Origin of the sequence: Methylobacterium sp. J-030 (genome assembly GCF_022829545.1) — a bacterium.
Lineage (GTDB): Bacteria > Pseudomonadota > Alphaproteobacteria > Rhizobiales > Beijerinckiaceae > Methylobacterium.
Genome location: NZ_JAKSYM010000402.1, coordinates 111,025 through 132,378, shown reverse-complemented (window position 1 = coordinate 132,378; position 21,354 = coordinate 111,025). Strand labels below are relative to the sequence as shown.

21 protein-coding genes are annotated in these 21,354 nt (G+C 68.6%); 11 read left to right on the top strand and 10 right to left on the bottom strand.

Going from position 1 to position 21,354, the window contains the following annotated elements; all coding sequences use genetic code 11:
- Window positions 1-57 precede the first annotated feature (57 nt).
- The gene (locus MKK75_RS33055; protein WP_244046699.1) at window positions 58-411 is read left to right on the top strand and encodes a hypothetical protein; all 354 of its coding nucleotides are present in this window, start codon (window positions 58-60) and stop codon (window positions 409-411) included.
- A 51-nt stretch (window positions 412-462) separates the two neighbouring features.
- Here the strand turns inward: MKK75_RS33055 and MKK75_RS33050 are convergent, their stop codons facing one another.
- From MKK75_RS33050 to MKK75_RS33035, 4 genes are all read right to left on the bottom strand, one after another.
- Window positions 463-1,983 (bottom strand): undecaprenyl-phosphate glucose phosphotransferase, encoded by a 1,521-nt coding sequence (locus tag MKK75_RS33050; protein WP_244046698.1) that lies wholly within the window; start codon window positions 1,981-1,983, stop codon window positions 463-465.
- Window positions 1,984-2,128: 145 nt separating this feature from the next.
- Entirely contained in the window at window positions 2,129-3,328 is a 1,200-nt protein-coding gene (locus MKK75_RS33045) for a glycosyltransferase family 4 protein (protein ID WP_244046697.1), read from the bottom strand.
- A 131-nt stretch (window positions 3,329-3,459) separates the two neighbouring features.
- The gene (trhA, locus tag MKK75_RS33040) at window positions 3,460-4,143 is read right to left on the bottom strand and encodes a PAQR family membrane homeostasis protein TrhA (RefSeq protein ID WP_244046696.1); all 684 of its coding nucleotides are present in this window, start codon (window positions 4,141-4,143) and stop codon (window positions 3,460-3,462) included.
- 149 nt (window positions 4,144-4,292) lie between these two features.
- Complete coding sequence (locus MKK75_RS33035) at window positions 4,293-5,408, bottom strand: COX15/CtaA family protein (RefSeq protein ID WP_244046695.1); 1,116 nt, start codon at window positions 5,406-5,408, stop codon at window positions 4,293-4,295.
- A gap of 177 nt (window positions 5,409-5,585) precedes the next feature.
- Between MKK75_RS33035 and MKK75_RS33030 the strand changes: the two genes are divergently transcribed.
- Together MKK75_RS33030 and MKK75_RS33025 are read left to right on the top strand one after the other, a co-directional pair.
- Window positions 5,586-5,792: a DUF2842 domain-containing protein gene (locus MKK75_RS33030; RefSeq protein WP_244046694.1), complete on the top strand. Its 207-nt coding sequence runs from the start codon at window positions 5,586-5,588 to the stop codon at window positions 5,790-5,792.
- Between the two features lie 83 nt (window positions 5,793-5,875).
- Window positions 5,876-6,214, top strand: a complete 339-nt coding sequence (locus tag MKK75_RS33025; protein ID WP_244046693.1) for a hypothetical protein — start codon at window positions 5,876-5,878, stop codon at window positions 6,212-6,214.
- Between the two features lie 6 nt (window positions 6,215-6,220).
- Here the strand turns inward: MKK75_RS33025 and MKK75_RS33020 are convergent, their stop codons facing one another.
- Window positions 6,221-7,282, bottom strand: a complete 1,062-nt coding sequence (locus MKK75_RS33020) for a polysaccharide deacetylase family protein (RefSeq protein ID WP_244046692.1) — start codon at window positions 7,280-7,282, stop codon at window positions 6,221-6,223.
- A gap of 248 nt (window positions 7,283-7,530) precedes the next feature.
- Between MKK75_RS33020 and MKK75_RS33015 the strand changes: the two genes are divergently transcribed.
- Window positions 7,531-8,718, top strand: coding sequence for a GNAT family N-acetyltransferase (locus MKK75_RS33015; protein WP_244046691.1), 1,188 nt, complete (start codon window positions 7,531-7,533; stop codon window positions 8,716-8,718).
- On the opposite strand, the gene MKK75_RS33010 is transcribed toward MKK75_RS33015, so the two are convergent.
- Window positions 8,719-10,917: a GumC family protein gene (locus MKK75_RS33010; RefSeq protein ID WP_244046690.1), complete on the bottom strand. Its 2,199-nt coding sequence runs from the start codon at window positions 10,915-10,917 to the stop codon at window positions 8,719-8,721. It lies immediately after the preceding gene.
- A 185-nt stretch (window positions 10,918-11,102) separates the two neighbouring features.
- Between MKK75_RS33010 and MKK75_RS33005 the strand changes: the two genes are divergently transcribed.
- Window positions 11,103-11,684 (top strand): polysaccharide biosynthesis/export family protein, encoded by a 582-nt coding sequence (locus MKK75_RS33005; RefSeq protein WP_244046864.1) that lies wholly within the window; start codon window positions 11,103-11,105, stop codon window positions 11,682-11,684.
- 360 nt (window positions 11,685-12,044) lie between these two features.
- On the opposite strand, the gene MKK75_RS33000 is transcribed toward MKK75_RS33005, so the two are convergent.
- Entirely contained in the window at window positions 12,045-12,650 is a 606-nt protein-coding gene (locus MKK75_RS33000) for a hypothetical protein (RefSeq protein ID WP_244046689.1), read from the bottom strand.
- 202 nt (window positions 12,651-12,852) lie between these two features.
- A complete protein-coding gene (locus MKK75_RS32995) occupies window positions 12,853-13,101 on the bottom strand; it encodes a hypothetical protein (protein WP_244046688.1) in 249 nt (82 codons plus the stop codon).
- 229 nt (window positions 13,102-13,330) lie between these two features.
- Between MKK75_RS32995 and MKK75_RS32990 the strand changes: the two genes are divergently transcribed.
- A complete protein-coding gene (locus MKK75_RS32990; protein ID WP_244046687.1) occupies window positions 13,331-13,546 on the top strand; it encodes a hypothetical protein in 216 nt (71 codons plus the stop codon).
- A 10-nt stretch (window positions 13,547-13,556) separates the two neighbouring features.
- Here the strand turns inward: MKK75_RS32990 and MKK75_RS32985 are convergent, their stop codons facing one another.
- Both MKK75_RS32985 and MKK75_RS32980 read right to left on the bottom strand, forming a co-directional pair.
- On the bottom strand, window positions 13,557-14,609 hold the full coding sequence (locus tag MKK75_RS32985; protein WP_244046686.1) for a hypothetical protein: 1,053 nt from the start codon (window positions 14,607-14,609) through the stop codon (window positions 13,557-13,559).
- A 28-nt stretch (window positions 14,610-14,637) separates the two neighbouring features.
- Window positions 14,638-17,670 carry a penicillin-binding protein 1A gene (locus MKK75_RS32980; RefSeq protein ID WP_244046685.1) on the bottom strand — a complete coding sequence of 1,011 codons (3,033 nt, stop codon included), beginning with the start codon at window positions 17,668-17,670 and terminating at the stop codon, window positions 14,638-14,640.
- Window positions 17,671-17,842: 172 nt separating this feature from the next.
- Here MKK75_RS32980 and MKK75_RS32975 point away from each other — a divergent pair, with 172 nt between their 5' ends.
- The 5 genes from MKK75_RS32975 (at window position 17,843) to MKK75_RS32955 (ending at window position 21,352) form a co-directional block, all read left to right on the top strand.
- Window positions 17,843-18,130: a BrnT family toxin gene (locus MKK75_RS32975; protein ID WP_244046684.1), complete on the top strand. Its 288-nt coding sequence runs from the start codon at window positions 17,843-17,845 to the stop codon at window positions 18,128-18,130.
- A complete protein-coding gene (locus tag MKK75_RS32970) occupies window positions 18,123-18,392 on the top strand; it encodes a BrnA antitoxin family protein (RefSeq protein ID WP_244046683.1) in 270 nt (89 codons plus the stop codon). The genes MKK75_RS32975 and MKK75_RS32970 overlap by 8 nt, the downstream gene beginning before the upstream one ends.
- Window positions 18,393-18,499: 107 nt before the next feature.
- Entirely contained in the window at window positions 18,500-20,167 is a 1,668-nt protein-coding gene (locus MKK75_RS32965) for an alpha-amylase family protein (protein WP_244046682.1), read from the top strand.
- A 67-nt stretch (window positions 20,168-20,234) separates the two neighbouring features.
- Entirely contained in the window at window positions 20,235-20,618 is a 384-nt protein-coding gene (locus MKK75_RS32960; RefSeq protein ID WP_244046681.1) for a hypothetical protein, read from the top strand.
- Between the two features lie 89 nt (window positions 20,619-20,707).
- On the top strand, window positions 20,708-21,352 hold the full coding sequence (locus MKK75_RS32955; protein WP_244046680.1) for an MBL fold metallo-hydrolase: 645 nt from the start codon (window positions 20,708-20,710) through the stop codon (window positions 21,350-21,352).
- Window positions 21,353-21,354: the final 2 nt, after the last annotated feature.

Sequence of the window (21,354 nt, the reverse complement as noted above, 5' to 3'; positions counted from 1 at the left end):
GCCGCCCCGTCGGGGTTCGCGCGCCGGATGCGCCCTACCGCCTGGAGACCTGACTTCATGATGTTCCGTTTTGCCGTCGCAGCGCTCACGCTCGCCGCAGCCACGCCCGCCCTCGCGACACCGTGCGCCGACGAGGTCAGTACCCTGCAGCGGCGACTCGACAGCGCCGGGGCTGTCGCGGTGACGGGCAAGACGCCGCCCGGCGGTCCGACCTCTTCCGATTCGCCCAAGGCGCTCGACAAGCCGCCAGCCCTCACCGAGGGGGATGCCAGCGTCAAACCGACCGCCGCGGGCGTCGAGGAGGCCAAGAAGCTGGTCGCGAAAGCCGGTCAGCAAGACAAGGCCGGCGACGCCCAGGGCTGCCGCGACACGATCATGAAGGCCAAGGAGAAGGCTGGCGCGCTGCCGTAGCGGGCACGACGTCGCCCCGATCGGGATCCGATCGGGGCCGCGCCGGCGCGGTCAGTAGGCGTTCTCGGTCTTGAGCAGAGCGAACGGCGTCGTCGCCAGGATCTGCAGATCGAGGAGAACCGACCAGTTCTCTATGTAGTGGAGGTCGTGCTCGACCCGGCGCTGCAGCTTCTCCGACGTGTCGGTCTCGCCGCGCCAGCCGTTGATCTGAGCCCAGCCGGTGATGCCGGGCTTCACCTTATGCCGGGCGAAGTAACCGTCGACCACTTGATCGTACAGGGTGTTGGCGGCCTTGGCCTGCAGCGCGTGCGGCCGCGGGCCAACGAGCGAGAGGTCGCCCTTCAGCACGTTGAAGAGCTGCGGCAATTCGTCGAGCGAGGTCTTGCGGATGAACCGGCCGACCGGCGTCACCCGCGGGTCGCCGCGGGTCACCATCCTGGCCGCCCCGGCGTCGCATTGATCGACATACATCGAGCGGAATTTGAAGACCTCGATCAGTTCGTTGTTGAAGCCATGCCGCTTCTGACGGAACAGCACCGGTCCGCGGGAGGTCAGGCGCACGGCGAGAGCCACGGCCAGCATGATCGGCGACAGGGCGAGCAGCATCAACAAGCCGACGCAACGGTCGAACAGCGCCTTCACCACCACATCCCAGTCGGCGATCGGCTTGTCGAACACGTCGAGCACCGGCACCGAGCCGAGATAGGAGTAGCTGCGGGGACGCAGGCGCAGCTTGGCCGCGTGAGCCGAGAGCCGGATGTCGATCGGCAGAACCCACAGCTTGGCGAGCATCTGCAGGATGCGCGCCTCGGCGGTGATCGGGATGGTGAAGACGATCAGATCGAGCCGCGCATTCCGGGCATAGGCCACGAGATCGTCGACGTTGCCGAGCTTCGGATGCCCCGCCACCACATCCGAGGAACGGTCGGTGTTGCGGTCGTCGAAGACGCCGACGATGCGGATGCCGCTGTCGCTCTGCGTCTCCAGAGCGGCGATCAGATCCTCGGCCGGCTTTCCTCCGCCGACGATCGCGGTGCGCCGGTCGAATCGGCCGGCCCGGGTCTGGGCGTCGACCACCCGGTAGAGAACGAAGCGGCCGATGAGCAGCATGGCGAGGCCCGTGCCGTAGAAGGTCGCGAGCCACAGCCGGGAATAGTGATCGGCGACCTTGGCCAAGACCAACCCGGCGGCAACCATCAGGAAGGTCAGTGACCACGCGGTGATGAGCCGAAACGCGGATTTCAAGACGGCACGGAACGCGGCGATGCGGTAACAGCCCGCCGTTTGGATGAGCGCCACCGTGATCACCGCGATCAGCCCGATCGCGCCGGCATAGGTCAGGCCGAACGGGACAAGCCCGCGCAGCATCAGAAAGTGCAGGAGCGCGCCGAGGCCGAAGATCAGAGTGCATTCTAAAGCACGAACCAGCCCTGCCACCACGACCGGGGAAATCGCGGTCGCGCGGGGCAGGGACGTCTCGGCCAGCGGAACCGCGTGGTCGGCACGATGCGCGGATTGCGTATCGAGCGGTGTGGCTGCCTCCAGGAGATCGCGGATGTCGAACGCACTCATCGAACGGCCCTCTTCCACGCCCGTTGGCGGCTTCCGCACGCGCAGCTTGGCATGGGGCATTGTCGGAAGACTTAAGAGCGAGCCGCCCGCGACGATCTCGATCGCTGCGGGCGGGCGGCTTGTCATCACGTTCCGGTGGTGAGGATCAGGCGGTCCGCGCCCCGGCGATCTCCGGCACCTTGACGGCACGACGGTCGGCACGGGCCTGGAACGCGGCGGCGTAGCCCGAGATCACTTCGCCGCCCATGCGGTCCAGGGAGAAGCGCTCATGGACCGAAGCGCTGAGCGCCCGCACCTGGGCGGCGAGCACCTCGGGCGCCTCATCGAGGACGCGCCGGATACCGGAGGCGAGGGCCGCGGGGTCCCGAGCGGGGATGAGATCGTCCGCGGCCTGTCCGAAGATCTCAGGGATGCCGCCGACCCGGGTCGCCACCAGCGGCTGCCCCGCGGCCGCGGCCTCGAGGACCACGTAGGGCAGCGATTCCGCAAGGGACGGAACCACCAGGATCCGGCCGCGCGCCAGGACGGATCGGATCGCCTGCGGGGGCTCGAAGGAGACGGCGCCGCCGAGCCCGAGGCGGTCGACGGTCTCCCGCAGGATCTCGGCGTCCGGCCCCGAGCCGACCAACAGCAGCCGCAGCGCCCGTCCTTCCGCCCGGAGCCGGACGAGGGCTTCAAGCAGGTACGGCAGGCCCTTGGCCTCCCGCAATTCGCCGACATAGAGCAGGTCGAACGGATCAGGGACGCGGTCGACCGGAGAGAATTCCGCGTCGGCGAGGCCGTTGTGGACGATGCGGGTGACCTGCTCCGGTCCGCCGACGAAGCTTCGGTGCCGCCCGGCGACATACTCGCTCTCGAACAGGAACGCGTCTGTCCGGCGGGCGAGAATAGCCTCGGCGCCCATGTAGAGGCGATGCAGCGCACTGCCGGGTCGATAATTGTAGCTGCCGCCATGCGGGGTGTAGCTGCGGATCGCCGCGCTTCCCCGGGCGAGCCGCGCGTAGGCACCGCCCTTTGCGCCGTGGCCGTGGAGGACATCGGCCCCGACCAAGGCGGCCCGCCGGCCGACCGCCTTCAGGCACGTCCAGTCCGATCGATCCGGATTGCGCCGCATCGGGATCCGGACGAGGCCGAGTTCGAGGCTGGGCAGAAGGTCGGCGAGCGCCTGTTCGCCACGCTCGCCGCCTGTCGTCGAGTCGCAGACGATGCCGACCGCGTGTCCCGCCGCAGCCTGAAGGCGGGCCAGATCCATGACGTGGCGGAAGAGCCCCCCGACGGGGGCCCGGAAGATGTGCAGGATCCGGTAACGCTCGGCGGATCGAGCGTCGTTCGACTTGGCGACCACGGTATCGCTCCCGGTGAAAACTGTCCCGGGATTTATGGAGCGCCGATGGTCGTGAGGCTCTTAAAGGCAGCTCGGTCGCCGCAAGCTTTTCATCGAGAAGGTAACTGGAGTTTTACTGCCTCCAAAACAAGTCACGTCAGCGGCAGCCCGTTCAGACTGGCCCAGATGGTCCCGTAATGGCAGGCGGTCGCCGCGAGCACGAAGCCGTGCCAGATCGCGTTCTGGAAGGGCAGGGTGCGCCAGATGTGAAACACCACACCGATCGAGTAGAGCGCGCCGCCGATCGCTAGGAGCCACAGGGCCGTCGGCTGAAGGCTCGCGATCACGGATTCATATGCGAACAGGCCGCTCCAGCCGAGCATGAGGTAGAGACCGATGGAAAGCCGGTCGAACCGCCCGGGCAGGAACAGCTTGACGGCGATCCCGACCAGCGCGACCGCCCAGATCATGGCCAGCAAAAGATAGGCGCGCGGCCCAGACCCGACGAGAGCGACCAGGGGCGTGTAGGTGCCGGCGATCATCAGGTAGATCAGGGCATGGTCCGCCCGGCGCAGCAGCCATTTGCGCGGGCTGACCGGGTACAGGTTGTACAGGGCCGAGACGCCGAGCATCAGCACCAGGGCGGTCGCGTAGACGGCGACCGCGACCCGCTCGCCCAGACCGAGATGCGCCGTCAGCGCCACCGCCACCAGTGCCACGGCACCGGCGAGGCCCAGGACGACCCCGAGCCCATGTATCACACCGTCGGCGACGATCTCCCGGGGCGTGTAATGCCACGTCAGCGAGAGCGGGCGACCATCCTCCGCGAGAGACATCCTGAAGCCTCCTGCAACGCGTGCAGACTAAAGCTTGAGAGTTCTTGATCGTTCCCTGTGCAGAATGCTGAGCCCGAGTTATCCCAAGGATTCCCACGCGCCGTTATAGCTCTCCTGCGGTGCGGCGAACTTGCCGCATCGCAGGAAGTCTAGGCGCCGCGGCCGGCGAGCCCTTCGAAGCCGATGGGTGGGTCCGCCTGCGCGAACCGCACGCGCCCGGTCTCCTCTTCCACACCGCGGCTAAGTCGGGCGTGGGCCGTCGCCATGGTCAGGACCGCCATCGCCACGACCTGATGGGCCAACGCCGCCCAGAGCGGAATGGCGAGGAGCAGCGTCGCGATTCCAAGCATGGCCTGGGCCAGCGCCAGCACGGCCACCCCGGTCGCGCGCCCCGCCGCGCCGGCCGGTCCCGTCACTCTGGCATCGACGGCGTGCAGGATCGCCACGAGGATCACGAGGTAGGCCGTCATCCGGTGGTCGAACTGGACGAGGGCGTGATTGTCCACGAAGTTCTCGATCCAGGGGCGGATCGCGAAGAGGGTGTCGGCCGCGGGCACCAGCGCACCGTCCATCGTGGGCCACGTGTTGTAGACCAGACCCGCGTGCGAGCCCGCGACGAGCCCGCCGAGGAAGATCTGCAGCAGGATCAGCACGGGCAGCATCACCGCGGTCGCGCGCAGCCGCGTCGAGACCGGCTCCAGGGCACGGCCGCGCTCGCCCGCCGCCAGCCAGACCAGCCCCGCCAGAATGAGGCTCGCCGTCGTCAGGTGAAGCGCGAGCTTGAGCGGCGCCACTGCGGTCATGCCGGGCTGGAGGCCCGAGGCCACCATGACCCAGCCGATGGCGCCCTGAAGGCCGCCCAGCACGCCCAGGCCGAGGAGGCCGAGCCCGAGCTTGCGGCTGATCCGTCCCTGCCACCAGAACACGACCAGCGGCAGGAAAAACACGAGCCCGATCAGCCGGCCGAGCAGGCGATGGCCCCATTCCCAGCCGTACAGGACCTTGAAGGCGGACAGGCCCATCCCCTGGTTGAGAATGCTATATTGCGGCGTATCCTTGTACTTCGCGAATTCCGCGATCCAGTCCGCGTTGGAGAGGGGCGGGATGACACCGGTCACCGGTCGCCACTCGGTGATGGACAGGCCGGATCCCGTGAGCCGCGTCGCCCCGCCGACCGCCACCATGGCGACCACCAGGGCGGCGATCCCGTAGAGCCAAGCCCGCACCGCGCCCGATCGGCGCGCGCCGGCATCTCGTGTAAGCATACGACGTCCCTTCGTCCGGGACCGGGATGCGCCGATCCCCGCGCCGGGGTTAGGGTATCCGCGGCAGCGCAGCAATGTTGGCGGCGCCGCAGCCCGCGGCAGGCTGCGCGTTGCCAAGCGCGAGACCGGACGATAGCCCTCCTGCAGAGGCTCATCGTAGAACCAGCACGAGACGTCATGCGCCGTCGCACCCGAACCCTGATCGGCACCCTGTCGATCCTGGCCTTCGTCTGCCTCTATGGCCCCCTGGCGATGAGCCTGGCGGACAGCCGCATCTCGGAGACGCCGGCGGCGGTGCAGGCCGTGCTGTACTCGATCCTCGGCATCGCCTGGATCTTCCCGCTGATGCCGCTGATCCGATGGATGGAACGGCCGGACCGCTGACGCGAACCCTCGATTTCGCCGCACTCCGGGATCACAAGCGGCCCCTCCGCTCCCGAGTTAGCTGCGTCGTGCTCCGTTTCTCCATGCGCCTCACGCCTCTCGCAGCCCTCGCCGTGCTGCTCGCACCCCTGCCGGCCCAGGCCCAGGGCACGCCGCGATCGATCGGTGAATGCGAGCGGCTGAAGAACGATCTCGCCTACAATCAGTGTCTGGCGATGTTCGGTCCCGCGGCCAAGAACGTGGCCGGCGGCTACGCTTCGGCCGACACCGGGTCGACGCCCGCTGCCGCCATGGCGGAGGCCATCCCGCAGGTCGAGGAGGCGGCGGAGCCCGTCACGGGCAGCCGCCGGCGCTACCGCGGGCATCGCGGCCGGCAATACGCCTCGTTCTCGACCGGCTATCGGCATCGGCGGCGGCGATAGCGCCGGTTACGCCACGTTCAGACGCCGACCCCGGTTCCAGGCGAGGAACGGCACGCCGGAGAGCAGGCTGCCCAGGGCCGCCCGCGACTGATGGCAGCCGTTGACCGAGACCCGGGGCAGGGCGTGAAGGTGGCCGGCATGGCCGCCGAAGAGGTGGCCGGGTCGGGTCGTCACACCGGTGGCGAAGCCCAGGCTGCGGGCCATCCCGAATTCCCGCGGCCCCGCCGAGCCCGGATCGCCGACCGGATACGAGAGGTGCCGGACGGGCCGATCGAGCGCCGACTCGATCCGCGCCCGTCCCTCGGCGATCTCCCGAGCGACGAACGCCTCCGGATGCTTCGCCAGCATCGGGTGGCTCACCGTGTGCGCCCCGATGGTGACGGCGGGATCCGTCGCGAGATCGCGGAGTTCCGCCCAGGACAGGCACAGTTCGGACGCGATCTGTCCGGGCGCGAATCCGGCCTGACGACAGAGGCCCGCGATCCGGGCGAGAAGGTCCGTCTCGCTGCCGCCGCGCAGGTCACGATAGACCGCGTCGAAGGCGATTGCCTTTTCCCCGGGGCTGCGCGCCGGCAGATCGACGCTGCGTGCGCCGATGTCGATCCGGACCCGGTCGAGCCGTTCGATGGCGCGTTCCAGTTCGATCCACCACAGCCGGCCGGTCTGGTCCGCGAAGGCGCTGGTGACGAACAGCGTCCAGGGGACACCGTGGCGCGCTAGGACAGGCCGCGCGTGTGCGACGTTGTCGCGATAGCCGTCATCGAAGGTCAGGACCGCGAAGGGTGGGCCGTAATCCGGTTCGGCAAGGCGTTCCGGCACGGCGTCGAGGTCGATCACCTCGAAGCCGCGGGCATCGAGTTCCCGCAGGGTCTGGTCGAGGAAGTCCGGCGTGATGGATAGGAGACGGTTCGGCGCGAAGGCCGGCAGCGGGTCCGGACTGACATGATGAAAGGTGAGGATGACCCCGAGCCCGCGGGAGGCCGGCGCGAGCCACCGATCCGCCCCGACGGCCTGGATCGCGCGAAATCCGGTCGCGAAGACCCGATGCTTGGTGCGCGAAGACAGCATGGCCCCTGACCGATCGGGCCGCCCGGCCCACGGACGGCACCCTGGGCGCATCGCGGTAAACAAACTCGAAAGATCAGATGTCGGTCGATGTGCGAGCAACGACCTATTAGCCACGCGCGCGTTTTGAGCGTCGTGATGGCGGCAGAAGTGTTTGCTCGGGTGTTGAACTCCACCGCTTGTTCAGTGGCCGACGACGATAATCGACGGGCAATAGTTGACCGTTCGCGGTCCAGAGGAGGTCAGGGACAATGGCGGTCGGCCTTCAGGTCTCGGGTACGGACATGATCGATGCTCCGGCGGGCGGCGCACTCGTGGCGGACATCATCGCTGACCCGGACGCCGCCGAGGCGGTCTGGCGCCGGATCGAGAGCGATCCCGAGAGCCATCAGACGCCCTATCAGCGATTCGACTGGACGATGGCCTATCTGCGCGCTTGCGGGCAGGTGGACGATACCCGGATCCTTCTCCTGCGGGACGGTGAGGGTCGCGCCCGGATGCTCCTGCCGCTGATCCTGGAGCGACGGTTCGGCCTGCGCATCGCCCGGACCGTGGGCGACACCCACGCGAATTATCACCTGCCCCTGTTCGCGAGCCGCGACGCGGCGGCGATGCGTGCGGATGACGTCACCGCGGCCCTGACGCGCGCCGGGCGGTCAGCCGGCATCGACGTCTACGCGCTGCACCATCAGCCCCGGTTCTGGGATGGATCGGCGAATCCGTTCGCGGCGTCCGGCGAGCCGGAGGCCAGCAACGGTTACGGGCTGACCCTCGGTTCGGACCCCGAGGCCACGTTGCGTCGGGTCTTCAGCGCCGATGCCCGGAAGAAGCTGCGCTCGAAGGAGAAGCGTCTGATCGAGGCGCACGGGCCGGTCGCCTATCGCCGCGCCGAGACGGATGAGGACGTGGCGCGGTTTCTGGCGGCTTTCTATGATCACAAATCCACGCGCTTTGCCGGAATGGGCATCACCGATCCCTATGCGGATCCGTCGATCCGCGCCTTCCTGACGGCGGCGGCGACCGGTCCGGATCCAGCGGTTGAGATCCACGCACTCTGCCTCGCGGAAAGCGGACGGGTGCTCGCGACCTTCGGCGGGGCGGTCACCGGACGACGGTACAGCGGGATGATGACCGCGTTCGATCCGGATCCGGAGATCGCTCGGTACAGCCCCGGGGATCTGCTCCTCCAGCACCTCGTGCGCGAACAGGCGACACGGGGGAGGCTCGGCTTCGATCTCGGTGTCGGCGAGGCGCGCTACAAGGCCAGCATCTGCGACGAGACCATCGAACTCGTCGAGTCCATCATCCCGGTGACGCTTGCGGGACGCACCTATGGCGCGCTCCGGCAGTCCCTCGTGCGCGCCAAGCGCGGGGTCAAGCGTGACCCGCGCCTGTACGCGGCCGTTCAGCGGCTGCGGCGATTGCGCCGCGCCGGATGATCACGCCGCGCTGAGGCGAAGCCCGGCATCGACCGCGGTGCCGGTCGCCAGCCGGTCCTGGGCGACCAGGATCTGTCCGGCACCCGCCTCCTGCGCGGCGGCGTAGAGATCGGCGAGCGCCGGATCGTCCGCCGCGGCGTTCGAGGCGATCACCACCGTATCCATGTAGCCGCCGACGAGATCGAGGATGTCGTCGGCGTCCGGGGCGGCCTGAAGGCAGCAGACGACCCAATCATACGCCTCCGCCATCGCCTCGAAGGTCAAGGTCAGGGCATCGGGCGCATCGAACAGCGCCGATGTCGCGTGGCGACCGGCTTCGATCCTGTGCAGCCCGCTGGCGCGGTCGGCCTGGATCACGTCGAGGAAGGCTGCCTCGCCGGCAACCAGATCGGTGAAGCCGAGCTTTCCATCCGCATTTCCGCCGTTCAGCGCGACGGCGACGAGGGTTCCGGCGGCGCCGATCGCCCGCGGCAGGGCGCTGGACAGTCCCGCGACGCCGATTGTCTGGCCGGTCTCAACGATCAGGACGCGGCGGCCGGCGGGTGCGTCGTCGCCGCGCGGCGCGGCGGCGATCCGCGCGATCAGCGGGGCGAGATCGAAGGCATCCGCGGCGGTCGCGGGCTCCGGCTCAGGAGGCGTGGCCGGGGGCTCGGACGCCTTTGACCATCCGGCCGGTGGCATGGCCTCCGGGAAGGCGAAGAGCGGCCGTTCGAGAACCGGCTCGCGACGCTGACGATCCTCGGCCGGATCGAAGGCATCGCCCCGAGCCGCCGCATTCCGCGCGGCATCTGCCAGCAGGGCGCGGGCGATGACGGCACCGACGGACAGAAGCAGCGTGATCAGCGTCGCGAACGCGACGATCGGCAGCTTCTTCGGGAAGGACGGCACCTCCGGCGTGACCGCGCGGGATACGATGCGGGCATCGGCCGGGGTCGCGGCCTCGCCGTCGCGGGCCGCCGCCTCGCGGTAGCGCGATAGATAGGATTCGAGCTGCTCGCGCTGCGCCTTGGCCTCGCGCTCCAGCGCGCGGAGCTGGATCTCGCTGGAATTGCCGCGGACGACGACGTCCTGCTGCCCGTCCACGGCCGCCTGAAGGCTGTCCACCCGGGCGTCTGCGATCTTGGCGTCGTTCTCCATGGTGCGGACGATCCGCTCCGCGGAGGCCTTGATCTGGGCGTCGAGATCCTCGAGTTGCGCCTTCAGCTCCTTGATGCGCGGGTGGGCCGGGAGGAGGGTGCGCGATTCGAGGGCGAGCTGCGCCCGCACCGCGATGCGGTTCTCGACGATGCGCCGGACGACCTCGTTGTTGGCGACGTCCGGGATCTCGAAGGCCCGTCCGTCCTTGATCAGGTCCTTGATGGCCTTCAGCCGGCCGGTCAGATCCGCCTTGAGGATCCGGGCCGCGGAGAGCTGGCTGGAAAGTTCGCCGAGCTGCTGCGCGGTCAGCGGCCGGCCGGCGGCGCTGCCGACGAGGCCGTTCTTCGCCCGGAACGCCTCGACCTTCGCCTCAGCCTCCGCCACGCGCTTGCGCAGCCCGTCGATGTTGCCGCCGAGCCAGGTCGAGGCGTAGCGCGCGGTGTCGACCTTGTCGGCTTCGAGCGACGAGATGTAGAGCTTCGCGATGGTGTTGGCGGCCTCGGCGGCCAGCGCCGCGTCCTTGGCGCGGAACTCGATGGTGAGGATGCGCGACTTGCCGGCCGGATAGACGAGCAGATGCTCGAAATAGGCGTCGAGCACCCGATCCTCGGCCGGACGGTCGAGGGGGTTGGCGCCGAGGCCCAGCATCATCAACACCCGCTGTACGGGTCCGATGCTGCCCGCGCCCGGATCGAATTCCGGGTTGCCGACCAGTTTGAGACGGCGGATCGCCTCGCGGGCGAGATCGCGTGACATGACGACCTGGACCTGGCTCGCCACGGCCTGCTCATCGATCGGCGCGAGCTGGTCGCCGCGTTCCTGCGCGGTGCGGGCGAAGGCCGGGTCCCGGCTTTCGAGGAGGAGCTTCGCTTCGCCCGTGTAGCGGGGGCTCACGACGTTGACGAAGACCGTGGCCCCCAGGGCGACCACGAGCGTCGGTCCGACGATCCAGCCGAGCGAGCGGCGCAGGACGCGCGGCACCTGAGCGAGGCCGAGGCCGTCCTGAGCTTCGGACGGCGAGCCCGGCAGGGCTTCGATCGAGCGTTGACGAATACGAGACATGCGGACGCTCTGGGCGCGGGGGCAGACAGGCAGCACGTAAAGCCGCCCGTCTGCTATTAGCGGATATTAAGGTTGCTCAAGAGTTAAAGCCGACGCTTCCTTGGCAAGACGCAGAACGCCACCGATGATCAGACTTCGTTAACCTTAACAGCCTAGTGGTCTGCGCTACCGCATCCAAGATGGCGATGGTGATGAACCGGCGCGCGCTTCTCCTCTCTCTCGGCACGACCCTGGCGCTCGGCGGATGCCTGCGTCCGACCTTCCGCACCGATCAGCTCGATGCCACCGGCACCGGGTCGATCGCGGCGCGATACACCTTATCGGCGGGCGACAAGCTCCGGGTGATCGTCTTCGGCCAGGATAATCTGTCGAATATTTATGCGGTCGACGGGGCGGGGCGGATCGCGATGCCGCTGATCGGTGTCGTCCAAGTGGGCGGGCAGACGACCGGCCAAGCGGCCCGATCGATCGAAGCCAAGCTCGCATCCGGCTTCGTGCGCGAGCCGCACGTGACGGTCGAGGTCGACGCCTACCGGCCGTTCTATATCCTCGGCGAGGTGACGACCTCCGGTCAGTACCCATTCGTGAACGGTATGACCGTCGAGACCGCGGTGGCGATCGCCGCGGGTTTCGGTCCGCGCGCCGCCCGCGACTACGCGGTACTCACCCGCGATACCGGCGGCGGTAAGTTGGTCTCCGGCATCGTGCCGATGACCTACTCGGTCCGGCCGGGCGACACGATCGTCGTCAAGGAACGGTTCTTCTAGGACGGTGGCCAGTCGCACTGGTCACGGTACCCGACAGCATGCTGCGGTAGCGTGATCGGGCGGTCCGAACCGACCTCCTCGTCCTGAGGTGCCCGCGAAACGGGCCCCAAAGGAGGGCTTTGGCCAGACGTGCGACTCCTGGAAGACAGCTTCGCGGCCCGCGCTGCGCTCCAGCATTTCCGGATGAGGGGCGTCGATGGGATGGCCGTCTTGCGGCTTCCCAGTCCCGTGTCGTGGACCCTGCGCGCTGATCGTCTGCGCAACCCTAAGCCGTTGTGGTGACGCGCACTCTGACGTCGAACCGGCATCGACTGCAGCGGGGTGCACTCCACGACCCCGCCCCAGGCAATGGACCGCGGATCACTGCCCGCTCCGCCACGGATTGATGATGCGCATGGCGGTCTTCTGCGCCGGGATCGGCGTGGCGACCGGCGAAACCGTGGTGCTGGCCCGGGCCATCATGCGGCGCGCCTCCTGAGCGGGTAGCGCACCCACAGGCGTGAAGAGCCCGGCCAGAACCTTGCGTGTTCCCTTGCTGACGAACCGGGAGCCCTGCGCCGGCTCGAAATCCCGGACCGCGTGGCGTTTGTCGGGATTGCCTGTGAAGACCCGGGCCCCCGTAGCCAGGACGACGATGTCACCGGGCTGGAGCGTCTCGTCCTTGAGAAAGGCCGCCGTCGCCCCCGCCTTCATATCGATTGGCGTCTGGCGGGGCGAGATATCCGCTTCCTTCACGCGGATCTTGACCGGCAGGGCGGTATAGCGCGTCTGCAAACGCCGCCGGGCCGCGCCGAGCCGCGGAGCGGCCCGGTGAGCCACCGTTGGCTCAAAGGATGGCGCCGGCTGAACCGGCTGCGGCGCCGGATGGGCGCCGAACAGCATTTCGAGGAAGCCCGGCTCGGCCGCCTCCGCGCGGGTCCCGCTTCCGGCGACCAGTCCCACGGTCGCCACGACGGCCAGCAGCAAACCCGTGCGAAGCGTCATAGCGTCCTCCGGAACGATACTCGACGTGAGCATCCGACCCTCAACCGCAAGCTGTGCGATTGGGTTCCGGTAAAGTCGCTCTTCGCAGAGTCATTCAGCGATGATGGGGGATATGCGGTATTCGAAGCGCTGAAGAAGGCTATTGATTCGCCGAACGGCGTTGCCGAATCGATGGCGACAAGGCTCAGGCCGGTGCGGACTGCTCGCCCTCGCCGATACAATCAAGCGCGCGTTCCACCGCGCTCACCGCGTCCAGAAGGTGCTGGACCGTGCGTTCGACCTCACGCGCCGGACGCCCCATGGCGGCGGCGCGCGCGCTCACGTCCTCGAGCCGTTCGAGGAGCTCGAGAAGGTCGCCCGCGACGGTGACAACCTCGCAGCGCGCGAGGCGCGCGACGCTCGGGCGGGGACGGAAGGGCAAGACATTGCTCATCGCCGACGGTTGTCGCCCGAAAAGCCCCGGATCCGCCAGGGGGTCCCGGCCCCTATCCGCCGCAAACGCGAGGCGTGGTGGATTTTCCGTGGCCGCTGCGCATCGGAGGCGCCAGAACCGATTCACGGTTCGCGGTCGCCCTTGACGGGGTCCTCCCGGCCCTGACGATGGTGCGACTGCCCGACCCTCGATCAGGGCCGATCACCGGCCGAACCCGTCAGGACTCCTCATGCGTCTCTTCCTTCTGGTCTTCTCCGCGCTGACGGTCGGCGGCCTGTGTGCCTGCGCCACCGATGGACCCGACTCCCGCAGCGGTCTCGCCGAGAGCTTCAACCTCGATAATTATCGCGCGTCCAGCAACACCAACGGCACACAGACCCGGCGGGACGTGAACCGCGCCTACACGCAGCCGACCCTTCCGACGATCGGCAACCGCGGCATGTAAGCGGGCCCCCTCAGCGCTTCGCCAGCGCGTCCGCGAAGGTGGTGATCCGGTTCCGGGCGTAGACCGGCAGGCCGGCGCTGATCGACGTGCCGGTGTTGAAGCTCGAATTGCCCATCAGCACCTGCGCGGGCAGCAGGTTCCTCAGCACCGGCACCCGGGCGTATTCGGCCTTCCTGTCGAGCACGTCGCCCTTGATGGCGAGCGCCATGTAGGTGGTGACGACCGTCTTGCCCGGGTCGTTCGGCATCGGCTGGAATACCGCCAGGAACTTGCCGAAGCGCAAGATCTGGTTGACCCAGAAGATCGTCTGCTCCAGCCCGCCGGCCACAGGCGTGTCGAGCTTGGTGAGCGCCCTGAGCGGCCCGTCCTGGTCAAGCCCCAGCACCCGCAGCTCGCTCTGGAACGAGACGAACTCGGCGATCTTCTTGGCCGAGCCTTCCTCCAGCTTGTTGGCGAGCTTGACGCCGAGCGGCAGCTTGCCTTCGAGATCGTAGCGCGACTCGATGCAGGCGCCGGCGCCCTCGCACCAGGGCCGGTCCGGCCGCTTGGCGAAGGCGGCGGCCGGGTCCTTGTTGGGCGTCACCTCGGTGGCTCCGACGGCGCGGTGCTTGATCGCCGGATCCATCTTCTGGACGAAGGCGAGATTGGCGTAGGACGCGATGTCGATCGATTCAGGGGGACGCGGCACGACGAAGCGCCCCTCGGCGACATAGACCTTGAGGGTCTCGTGCCGCGGCTTGGTCACGCCGTTCACCGTGACGGTGTAGTCGGGCTCCTTGTAGCCGGGATAGGGGGCGAGCGTTGCGGCCTCGGCCGGGCGCACCTTCTGCCAGTCGAGATATGGGATCAGGCCGTTCTCCGGGATCGTCGGCTTGTCGCGATGGTCGGTGAACAGGATCTGCCCCGGCTTGATCGTGGCCGGATCGACGGCCGTGACCGAGGGCACCTCCTTGATCCGGTCGGCCGCGGGGGCCGGGGCGGTGTTGGCGGCGGGCGTCTGGGCGGAGGCCGGAAGCGCGGCCAGCAGCGCGAGACCGAGGGCGGCGGGGAGCTGCGTACGCAACGGGAGTCTCATCTCTCGGGGAGGGCGGTCAGAAGCCGGATTCTTCGCCGAACAGGTAGTCCGGGTCACGGCGGCGCGGCCTGCGCACGCCGTCATCCCCGAACGGCGAGCGCGCGGACTGGCCCGGCCATGGCCTGTACGGGTCCTGGCCGTAGGGATCCAGTTCTCCCTGCGCACGGCGGCTGCGCGGCGGCGGACGATCCCCGAACGGATCGAGCGGATCCGCAGGCGGGCGCTCGCCGGTCATGGTGCCGTCGTAGTCGCCCGCGACGCTCGCGCCGTCGTCGGCATTGCCGAGATCGCCGTCCTGGGCGTCCGGCCGCATCGCGTAGAGCGTCTCGCGGGGCACGAGGCGATACTGGGTGTCGGCCATCTTGCCGTCGCCGCTCGTGCGGAAGTGCTCGATGAAGCCACCGCCTGCCATCCGGACTCCGCTCCGCGGATCGACGGCCAGATCGGCGATGAACGGCCGCGCCTCGGGGGAGGGGCCCTTGAGCGGCGTCTTCGGCACGCCGTTGGCCCAGGCCGCCTGCAGGATCGCCGAGGCGATCGGAACCGAGACGTGGCCGCCGGTCTGGCCGCGGCCCAGCGTCTTCCGGCTGCCATCGGCATTGTCGTAGCCGACCCAGACCACCACGGTGATCTCGTTGGTGAACCCCGCGAACCACGCGTCGTTCTCGTTCTCGGACGTGCCGGTCTTGCCGGCCACGTAGGCCGAGACCCGAGCCAGCGCGGCGGCGGTGCCGTGCTGGGTCACGCCCTGGAGCATGGTCTTGAGCTGGTAGAACGCCACCCGGTCGGCCGAGCCGATCCGGACCGGCTCCCGGGCCGCATGCGTATAGAGCGATTTCCCGTCCCGCTCGACGGATTCGAGAGCGTAGGGCGCGGGCCGCGCGCCCTCGTTGGCGACCGCCGCGTAGAAGGCCGCGAGGTCGAGCATCCGCACAGGCTGGGCGCCCAGAACGAACGGATAGTAGGGTTCGCACTCCGCGTAGATCTGCGCTTCGAGGGCGATGTCGCAGACGCGCTTGAGGCTCGCGGGCGCCTTCGGGGCGATGCCGCCCTGGAGCAAGCGGGCGGTGACGAGGTTCTTCGAGAATTCGAGGCCGCGGCGAAGGGTCGTGGGTCCCGAGCCGCGGCCCTCGTAGTTCTTCGGCGACCAGGAATCGCCGGTGCCGTTGATCGGCGGCAGGGTGACAGGAGAGTCCAGAACCAGCGTGTTCGGCTGCAGGCCGGCGTTGAGGGCCGCGAGATAGGTGAGCGGCTTCAGGGTCGAGCCCGGCTGGCGCACCGTCTGCGTGACGCGGTTGAGCTGGCTCAGCGGATAGGAGAAGCCCCCCGCCATGGCGAGGATCCGGCCGGTCTGATTCTCGAGGACGAGCGCCGCACCCTGTACGGTCGGCTTGACGCGGAGCTGCGCGTGCGGGCCGCCCCTACCCTGAGTGACCTTCACCCGCACCACGTCGTAGGGCTGGAGTCTGCCGCGCGCGATCCCGGTATCGAGCGAGGCGATGCGTCCATCCGCGAGTCCGATCCGGATACCGCCCCGTCCGGTCTCCAGCACGACCGCGATCGGCCACCGGACATCGTAGAGCACCGGGCGCGCGCTCTCGAGCGCCCGCAGCCAAGCGGGCTTGCGCTGGGGCGTCGGGGCGGCCTTCGAGGCTCGCAGCGTCTTGGCGTCTGGCTTGACGTCCAGCTTGACGGCGTCCGGCCGGGCACCCGTGACGGACGGGGCCGCCTGCGGCGACGCCTCGGGGGCCGGCGTCGCGGCCTGGATCCGGCGGATGCTGTCGGCGAGGTTGAGTTCCGGTCCGTTGAAGGTCTGGCGCCCGGTGGAGCGCTCGTAGTTCGCGAGCCCGTCCTGCAGCGCCTCCTCGACGCCCCGCTGGAGCCCGGCATTGATCGTCGCGCGCACGGTGAACGAGCCGGAGGTCAGCGAATCGACACCCGCGAAGGTCCGCGCCTCCCGGTTGAGGAAGTCGACCGCGTAGAACCCGGAATCGCGCCGCGCCGTCTCGATCGGCTTCAGGCCGAGATCCGACTTGATCGCCGCGTTCATCTCGGCCTCGGTGATCGTGCCATCCTCCTTCAGGCGGGACAGCACGTAGGCGCGCCGCTCGCGCGCCCGGTCCGGGTACTTGTCGGGACTGTAGAAGTTCGGGCCCTTGGGCATGCCGGCGAGGAGCGCCGCCTCCGGCAGGGTGAGCTGGCCGACCGGCTTCCCGAAATAGCTCTCCGCCGCCATCTCGATCCCGTACGCGCCGCGGCCGAGATAGATGCCGTTGAGGTAGAGGCCGAGGATCTGCGGCTTGCCGAGGATCCGCTCGAGCCGCGAGGCCACGATCATCTCGCGGATCTTGCGCTCGTAGGTGACGTCGTCGCCGACCGAGAGGTTCTTGACCACCTGCTGGGTGATGGTCGAGCCCCCGGCGGGCCGCCCCGGCGAGGCGAGGTTGCCGATGAAGGCGCGGATCACCCCGCGCTCGTCGATGCCGTGGTGGCTCTCGAAGCGCTTGTCCTCGGCGGCGATGAACGCTTTCTGCACCAGCGGCGGCACCGCCGAGATCGGCACCACGATCCGCCGCCCGTTCGGCTCGGAGGCTTCGGCGAAGGGCTTGCCCGCGCCGTCGAGGATCCGGGTCATGCCGGGCAGCGCCTTGTCGCGCAGGGCCTCGGCGCTCGGCAGGTCCTTGGTGGCGTTGTCGTAGAACTCGATCACCGCCTTCGCGTCGAACGGGGAGTTCGGCGGGTTCTCGCCCTTGCAGAACTGCTTGTAGCTGACGTTCAGCTCGTTGATGTCGAGCCCGTGCAGGATCTTCGGCGCCGAGGGACCGGCCACCGTGGTCGGATCCTCCATGGCGGTCGAGATCAGGTCGTCGAGGTTGATGTCCTCGATGTCAAAGCTCTTGCGCATGTGGGCGCAGCCGTCGCGCAGCAGCCGCACGATCTCCGGCCCGTCGGTCTCCGGATCGAATCGGGTGCGCACCGCATCCGGCCGGGTGGTGACCTGGCTCAGCGTCAGGGCGGTCGCGAACAGCTTGATCAGGATGGCGTTCATGCGGGCCGGGTTCGGGGACGCGACGGGCGGACCGGATCGTCCGGACGCGCGCCTGAACAGGGCGTGCACAACGCGGCTGATTTAAGGACGGCCCTTGCGCCATGCTGCGCCGCGCGGCGACCATCGCGTCTGCGTACACACAATTCGTATTGACGTGGCGTCCGGACCGACCATGTTCGAGCGGGATGAAGCCAAACGGCTGAGCAACCTGTCCAAGCACCGGCTCGACGTCCTGGATGCGGCGGCCTTGTTCGACGGGCGACCCCGGATCGATGGTCCGGCGATTTTCCGCGGCGATGCGCGCGTTTTCACGGTGGCGGTGTTGGGCGGACTGGTCGTCACGCTGATCTGGATTTGGCGCGGTCAGGCCAGACGGCTGATCTCTTTCCGGAGGGCACGAGATGCCGAAAAGCGAGCGTATCGTCAGCTTTGTGCCGGCCGAGATGACCGCGATGGTTGAACAGGGCCGGAGCGAGACGGATTGGGACGCCCTCAGGGCAATAAGCGACGCAGAGGTCGAAGCCGCGGCAGCGGGAGATCCGGATACGGCGGAGTGGGAGATCGACTGGAGCAAGGCCGTCCTGCAGCCAGACACGCGCAAGACAGCGATCACCATCCGCCTCGATCCAGATATTCTGGCGTTCTTTCGGGCGCAGGGGCGCGGCTACCAGACGAAGATCAATGCCGTCTTGAGGGCCTATATGGACCATGTGCAGCGGTAGCGCTTGATCGATCGTGTGGAACCGAACCTGCCGGGCGCCCGTATCTGCGCGGGCGCAGCCGGTCTTCAAGACGGAATGGTGTTCCATGAGGTCTTGAGGGCGCCGGCATGATCACCGACCTGTGGTACAAGAACGCCGTCATCTACTGCCTGTCGGTCGGCACCTTCATGGATGCCAACGGCGACGGCGTCGGTGACTTCGCCGGGTTGGAGCGCCGGCTCGACTACATCCAAGGGCTCGGCGCCACGGCCGTCTGGCTGATGCCGTTCCAGCCCTCGCCCAAGAAGGACGGCGGCTACGACATCGCCGATTATTACGGCGTCGATCCCGCCTACGGCTCGCTCGGCGACTTCGTGGCCTTCACGCACGCGGCCAAGCAGCGGGGCCTGCGGGTGCTTATCGACCTCGTGGTCAACCACACCTCCGACCAGCATCCCTGGTTCCAGGCCGCCCGCTCCGACCCGAACTCGCCCTACCGGGACTGGTACGTCTGGTCGGACACGCGGCCCGCCACCGCCGACGAGGGCATGGTCTTTCCGGGCGTGCAGGACACCACCTGGACCTACGACTCGAAAGCCAAGGCCTGGTACTTCCACCGCTTCTTCAGCTTCCAGCCGGACCTGAACACCGCCAACCCTGCGGTGCTGGCCGAGATCCTGAAGATCATGGGGTTCTGGATCCAGCTTGGCGTCTCGGGCTTCCGGATGGATGCGGTGCCCTTCGTCATCGCCGAGAAGGGTGCGGATGTCGGCGGCAAGCCGCGCGAGCAGTTCGACATGCTGCGCGACTTCCGCGAGTTCCTGCAATGGCGCCAGGGCGACGCCATCATCCTGGCCGAGGCCAACATCCTGCCGAACCAGGACTTCGACTATTTCGGCGACGACGCCGACCGCATGCACATGATGTTCAACTTCCAGGTCAATCAGGCGACCTTCTACGCGCTTGCGGCGCATGACGCCCGGCCCCTGGTGAAGGCGATCGAGAAGACGAAGCCGCGCCCGCTCTCCTGCCAATGGGGCATCTTCCTGCGGAACCACGACGAATTGGATCTCGGGCGGCTCACCGAGGCGCAGCGGCAGGCGGTGTTCACGCAGTTCGGCCCGGAGAAGCGCATGCAGCTCTACGACCGGGGCATCCGCCGCCGCTTCGCCCCGATGCTGTCCGGCGACCCGCGGCGTATCCGGCTCGCCTACTCGCTGATGTTCACCCTGCCCGGCACGCCGGTGCTGCGCTACGGCGACGAGATCGGCATGGGCGACGATCTCGCGCTGAAGGAGCGGGACTGCGCCCGCACGCCGATGCAGTGGACCGGCGAGCACCAGGGCGGCTTCTCGCAGGCCGACACCACCGTCCTCCCGGTGCTCGATCACGGGCCCTACGGCTACGCGCACGTCAACGTCGCCGACCAGCGCCACGAGCGGGACTCGCTGCTCAACTGGATGCAAAGCATCATCCGGCAGCGCAAGGAGACCCCGGAGATCGGCTGGGGCGATGTCGAGGCGGTGCCGACCGGCCGCAGCTCCGTGCTGGCCCTGCGCTACGCATGGCGCGGCAACGCCGTTCTGTGCGTTCACAACTTGGCGGCGGAGCCAGTGGAAATCGCCCTCGAGTCCGGCAATCCGGATCCGGAGCACGACGTGCTGGTCGACCTGCTCACCGGATCACGCAGCGACGTGCGAGAGGATGGCACGCACTGCCTGTTCCTGGAGGGTTACGGCTACCACTGGTTCCGTGTCGGCGGCCTCGACGCGCTGCTCAAGCGGCGCCCGGCATGAGGAGCGCCCGATCACGGCTCGCGCTCATCCGGCCGAACCGATAGGACACGCCGGAGCGAGGTGGGACATGGCCCGGACGAAGCATTATCCCCCGGATGCGACGATCGCCGACATCCTCCCGGACCTCGCCGACGGGGCGGCCTATCTGCGCCAGGTTCTGGTCACCATGCGGATATGCCAGAAGCATTACGGCGACGCCTGGGTTCGCATCGGCGTCACCGGCCGATCGCCGACGCCGTCCTACCGGATCGACCGGCCGGACGAGACGGCGGTGGGTGACGGAATTGTCGAGGCGGGCCGCGCTCTGTTCGGCGCCTATGGCGGACGGTCCCACGACCGGTTCACGCAGGTGAACACCGCGGAGACCCGCTGGAGCACGCGTTCGCTCGGCATGGCCGAGATGCTGACGCTCCACGAAGGACTGCGCCGCCCCAGGGGCGACGCGGCCTGAGCCGAGCGCGCAGGGTGCCGCCCGCCCGCGTTCTGCGTTAGAATCCGATCGAGAGCGTCACGAGCGGCGCTGCCAACCCGCGGAACGACATGCCAGGTACGCCACGCGCCGGGATCATCCCGGTCACGCCCTTCCAGCAGAACTGCACCCTGATCTGGGACGAGGCCACCAAGGTCGGCGCCGTGGTCGATCCCGGTGGGGATCTCGACCGGATCGAGGCGGCGATCCGCGAGCACGGCGTGACGGTGGAGAAGATCCTGCTGACCCACGGCCATGTCGATCACGCCGCGGGCGCCGACGAGCTGCGCGAGCGCCTGGGCGTACCGGTCGAGGGTCCGCACCGCGCCGACAAGTTCCTGCTCGACTCGCTTCCCGAGACCGCCGCCAATTACGGGCTCGGCGAGGCCCGGGCCGTGACGCCGGACCGCTGGCTCGACGAGGGCGACGCGGTGACGGTGGGCGGCCTCGGCTTCGACATCCTGCACTGCCCGGGCCATTCCCCCGGCAGCGTCGTGTTCGTGAGCCGGGATGCGCGCTTCGCCCTGGTGGGCGACGTGGTGTTCAAGGGCTCGGTCGGCCGCACCGACCTGCCCGGCGGCAACCACGATCAGCTGATCCGCGCCATCAAGGAGAAGGTCCTGCCGCTCGGCGACGACATCGCGTTCATCCCGGGCCACGGGCCGACCGGCACGCTCGGCGAGGAGCGCGTCTCGAATCCCTTCCTGCAGGATTGAAG

Coding starts and splice junctions, on each gene's coding strand:
- MKK75_RS33030 (WP_244046694.1), top strand. CDS start 5,586: ATGCGCCGTCGCACCCGAACCCTGATCGGCACCCTGTCGATCCTGGCC.
- MKK75_RS32955 (WP_244046680.1), top strand. CDS start 20,708: ATGCCAGGTACGCCACGCGCCGGGATCATCCCGGTCACGCCCTTCCAG.
- MKK75_RS32970 (WP_244046683.1), top strand. CDS start 18,123: ATGGTTGAACAGGGCCGGAGCGAGACGGATTGGGACGCCCTCAGGGCA.
- MKK75_RS33055 (WP_244046699.1), top strand. CDS start 58: ATGATGTTCCGTTTTGCCGTCGCAGCGCTCACGCTCGCCGCAGCCACG.
- MKK75_RS33020 (WP_244046692.1), bottom strand. CDS start 7,282: ATGCTGTCTTCGCGCACCAAGCATCGGGTCTTCGCGACCGGATTTCGC.
- MKK75_RS32990 (WP_244046687.1), top strand. CDS start 13,331: ATGCGTCTCTTCCTTCTGGTCTTCTCCGCGCTGACGGTCGGCGGCCTG.
- MKK75_RS32975 (WP_244046684.1), top strand. CDS start 17,843: ATGTTCGAGCGGGATGAAGCCAAACGGCTGAGCAACCTGTCCAAGCAC.
- MKK75_RS33015 (WP_244046691.1), top strand. CDS start 7,531: ATGGCGGTCGGCCTTCAGGTCTCGGGTACGGACATGATCGATGCTCCG.
- MKK75_RS33010 (WP_244046690.1), bottom strand. CDS start 10,917: ATGTCTCGTATTCGTCAACGCTCGATCGAAGCCCTGCCGGGCTCGCCG.
- MKK75_RS33035 (WP_244046695.1), bottom strand. CDS start 5,408: ATGCTTACACGAGATGCCGGCGCGCGCCGATCGGGCGCGGTGCGGGCT.
- MKK75_RS32965 (WP_244046682.1), top strand. CDS start 18,500: ATGATCACCGACCTGTGGTACAAGAACGCCGTCATCTACTGCCTGTCG.
- MKK75_RS33005 (WP_244046864.1), top strand. CDS start 11,103: ATGGTGATGAACCGGCGCGCGCTTCTCCTCTCTCTCGGCACGACCCTG.
- MKK75_RS33025 (WP_244046693.1), top strand. CDS start 5,876: ATGCGCCTCACGCCTCTCGCAGCCCTCGCCGTGCTGCTCGCACCCCTG.
- MKK75_RS33050 (WP_244046698.1), bottom strand. CDS start 1,983: ATGAGTGCGTTCGACATCCGCGATCTCCTGGAGGCAGCCACACCGCTC.
- MKK75_RS32995 (WP_244046688.1), bottom strand. CDS start 13,101: ATGAGCAATGTCTTGCCCTTCCGTCCCCGCCCGAGCGTCGCGCGCCTC.
- MKK75_RS32980 (WP_244046685.1), bottom strand. CDS start 17,670: ATGAACGCCATCCTGATCAAGCTGTTCGCGACCGCCCTGACGCTGAGC.
- trhA (WP_244046696.1), bottom strand. CDS start 4,143: ATGTCTCTCGCGGAGGATGGTCGCCCGCTCTCGCTGACGTGGCATTAC.
- MKK75_RS32960 (WP_244046681.1), top strand. CDS start 20,235: ATGGCCCGGACGAAGCATTATCCCCCGGATGCGACGATCGCCGACATC.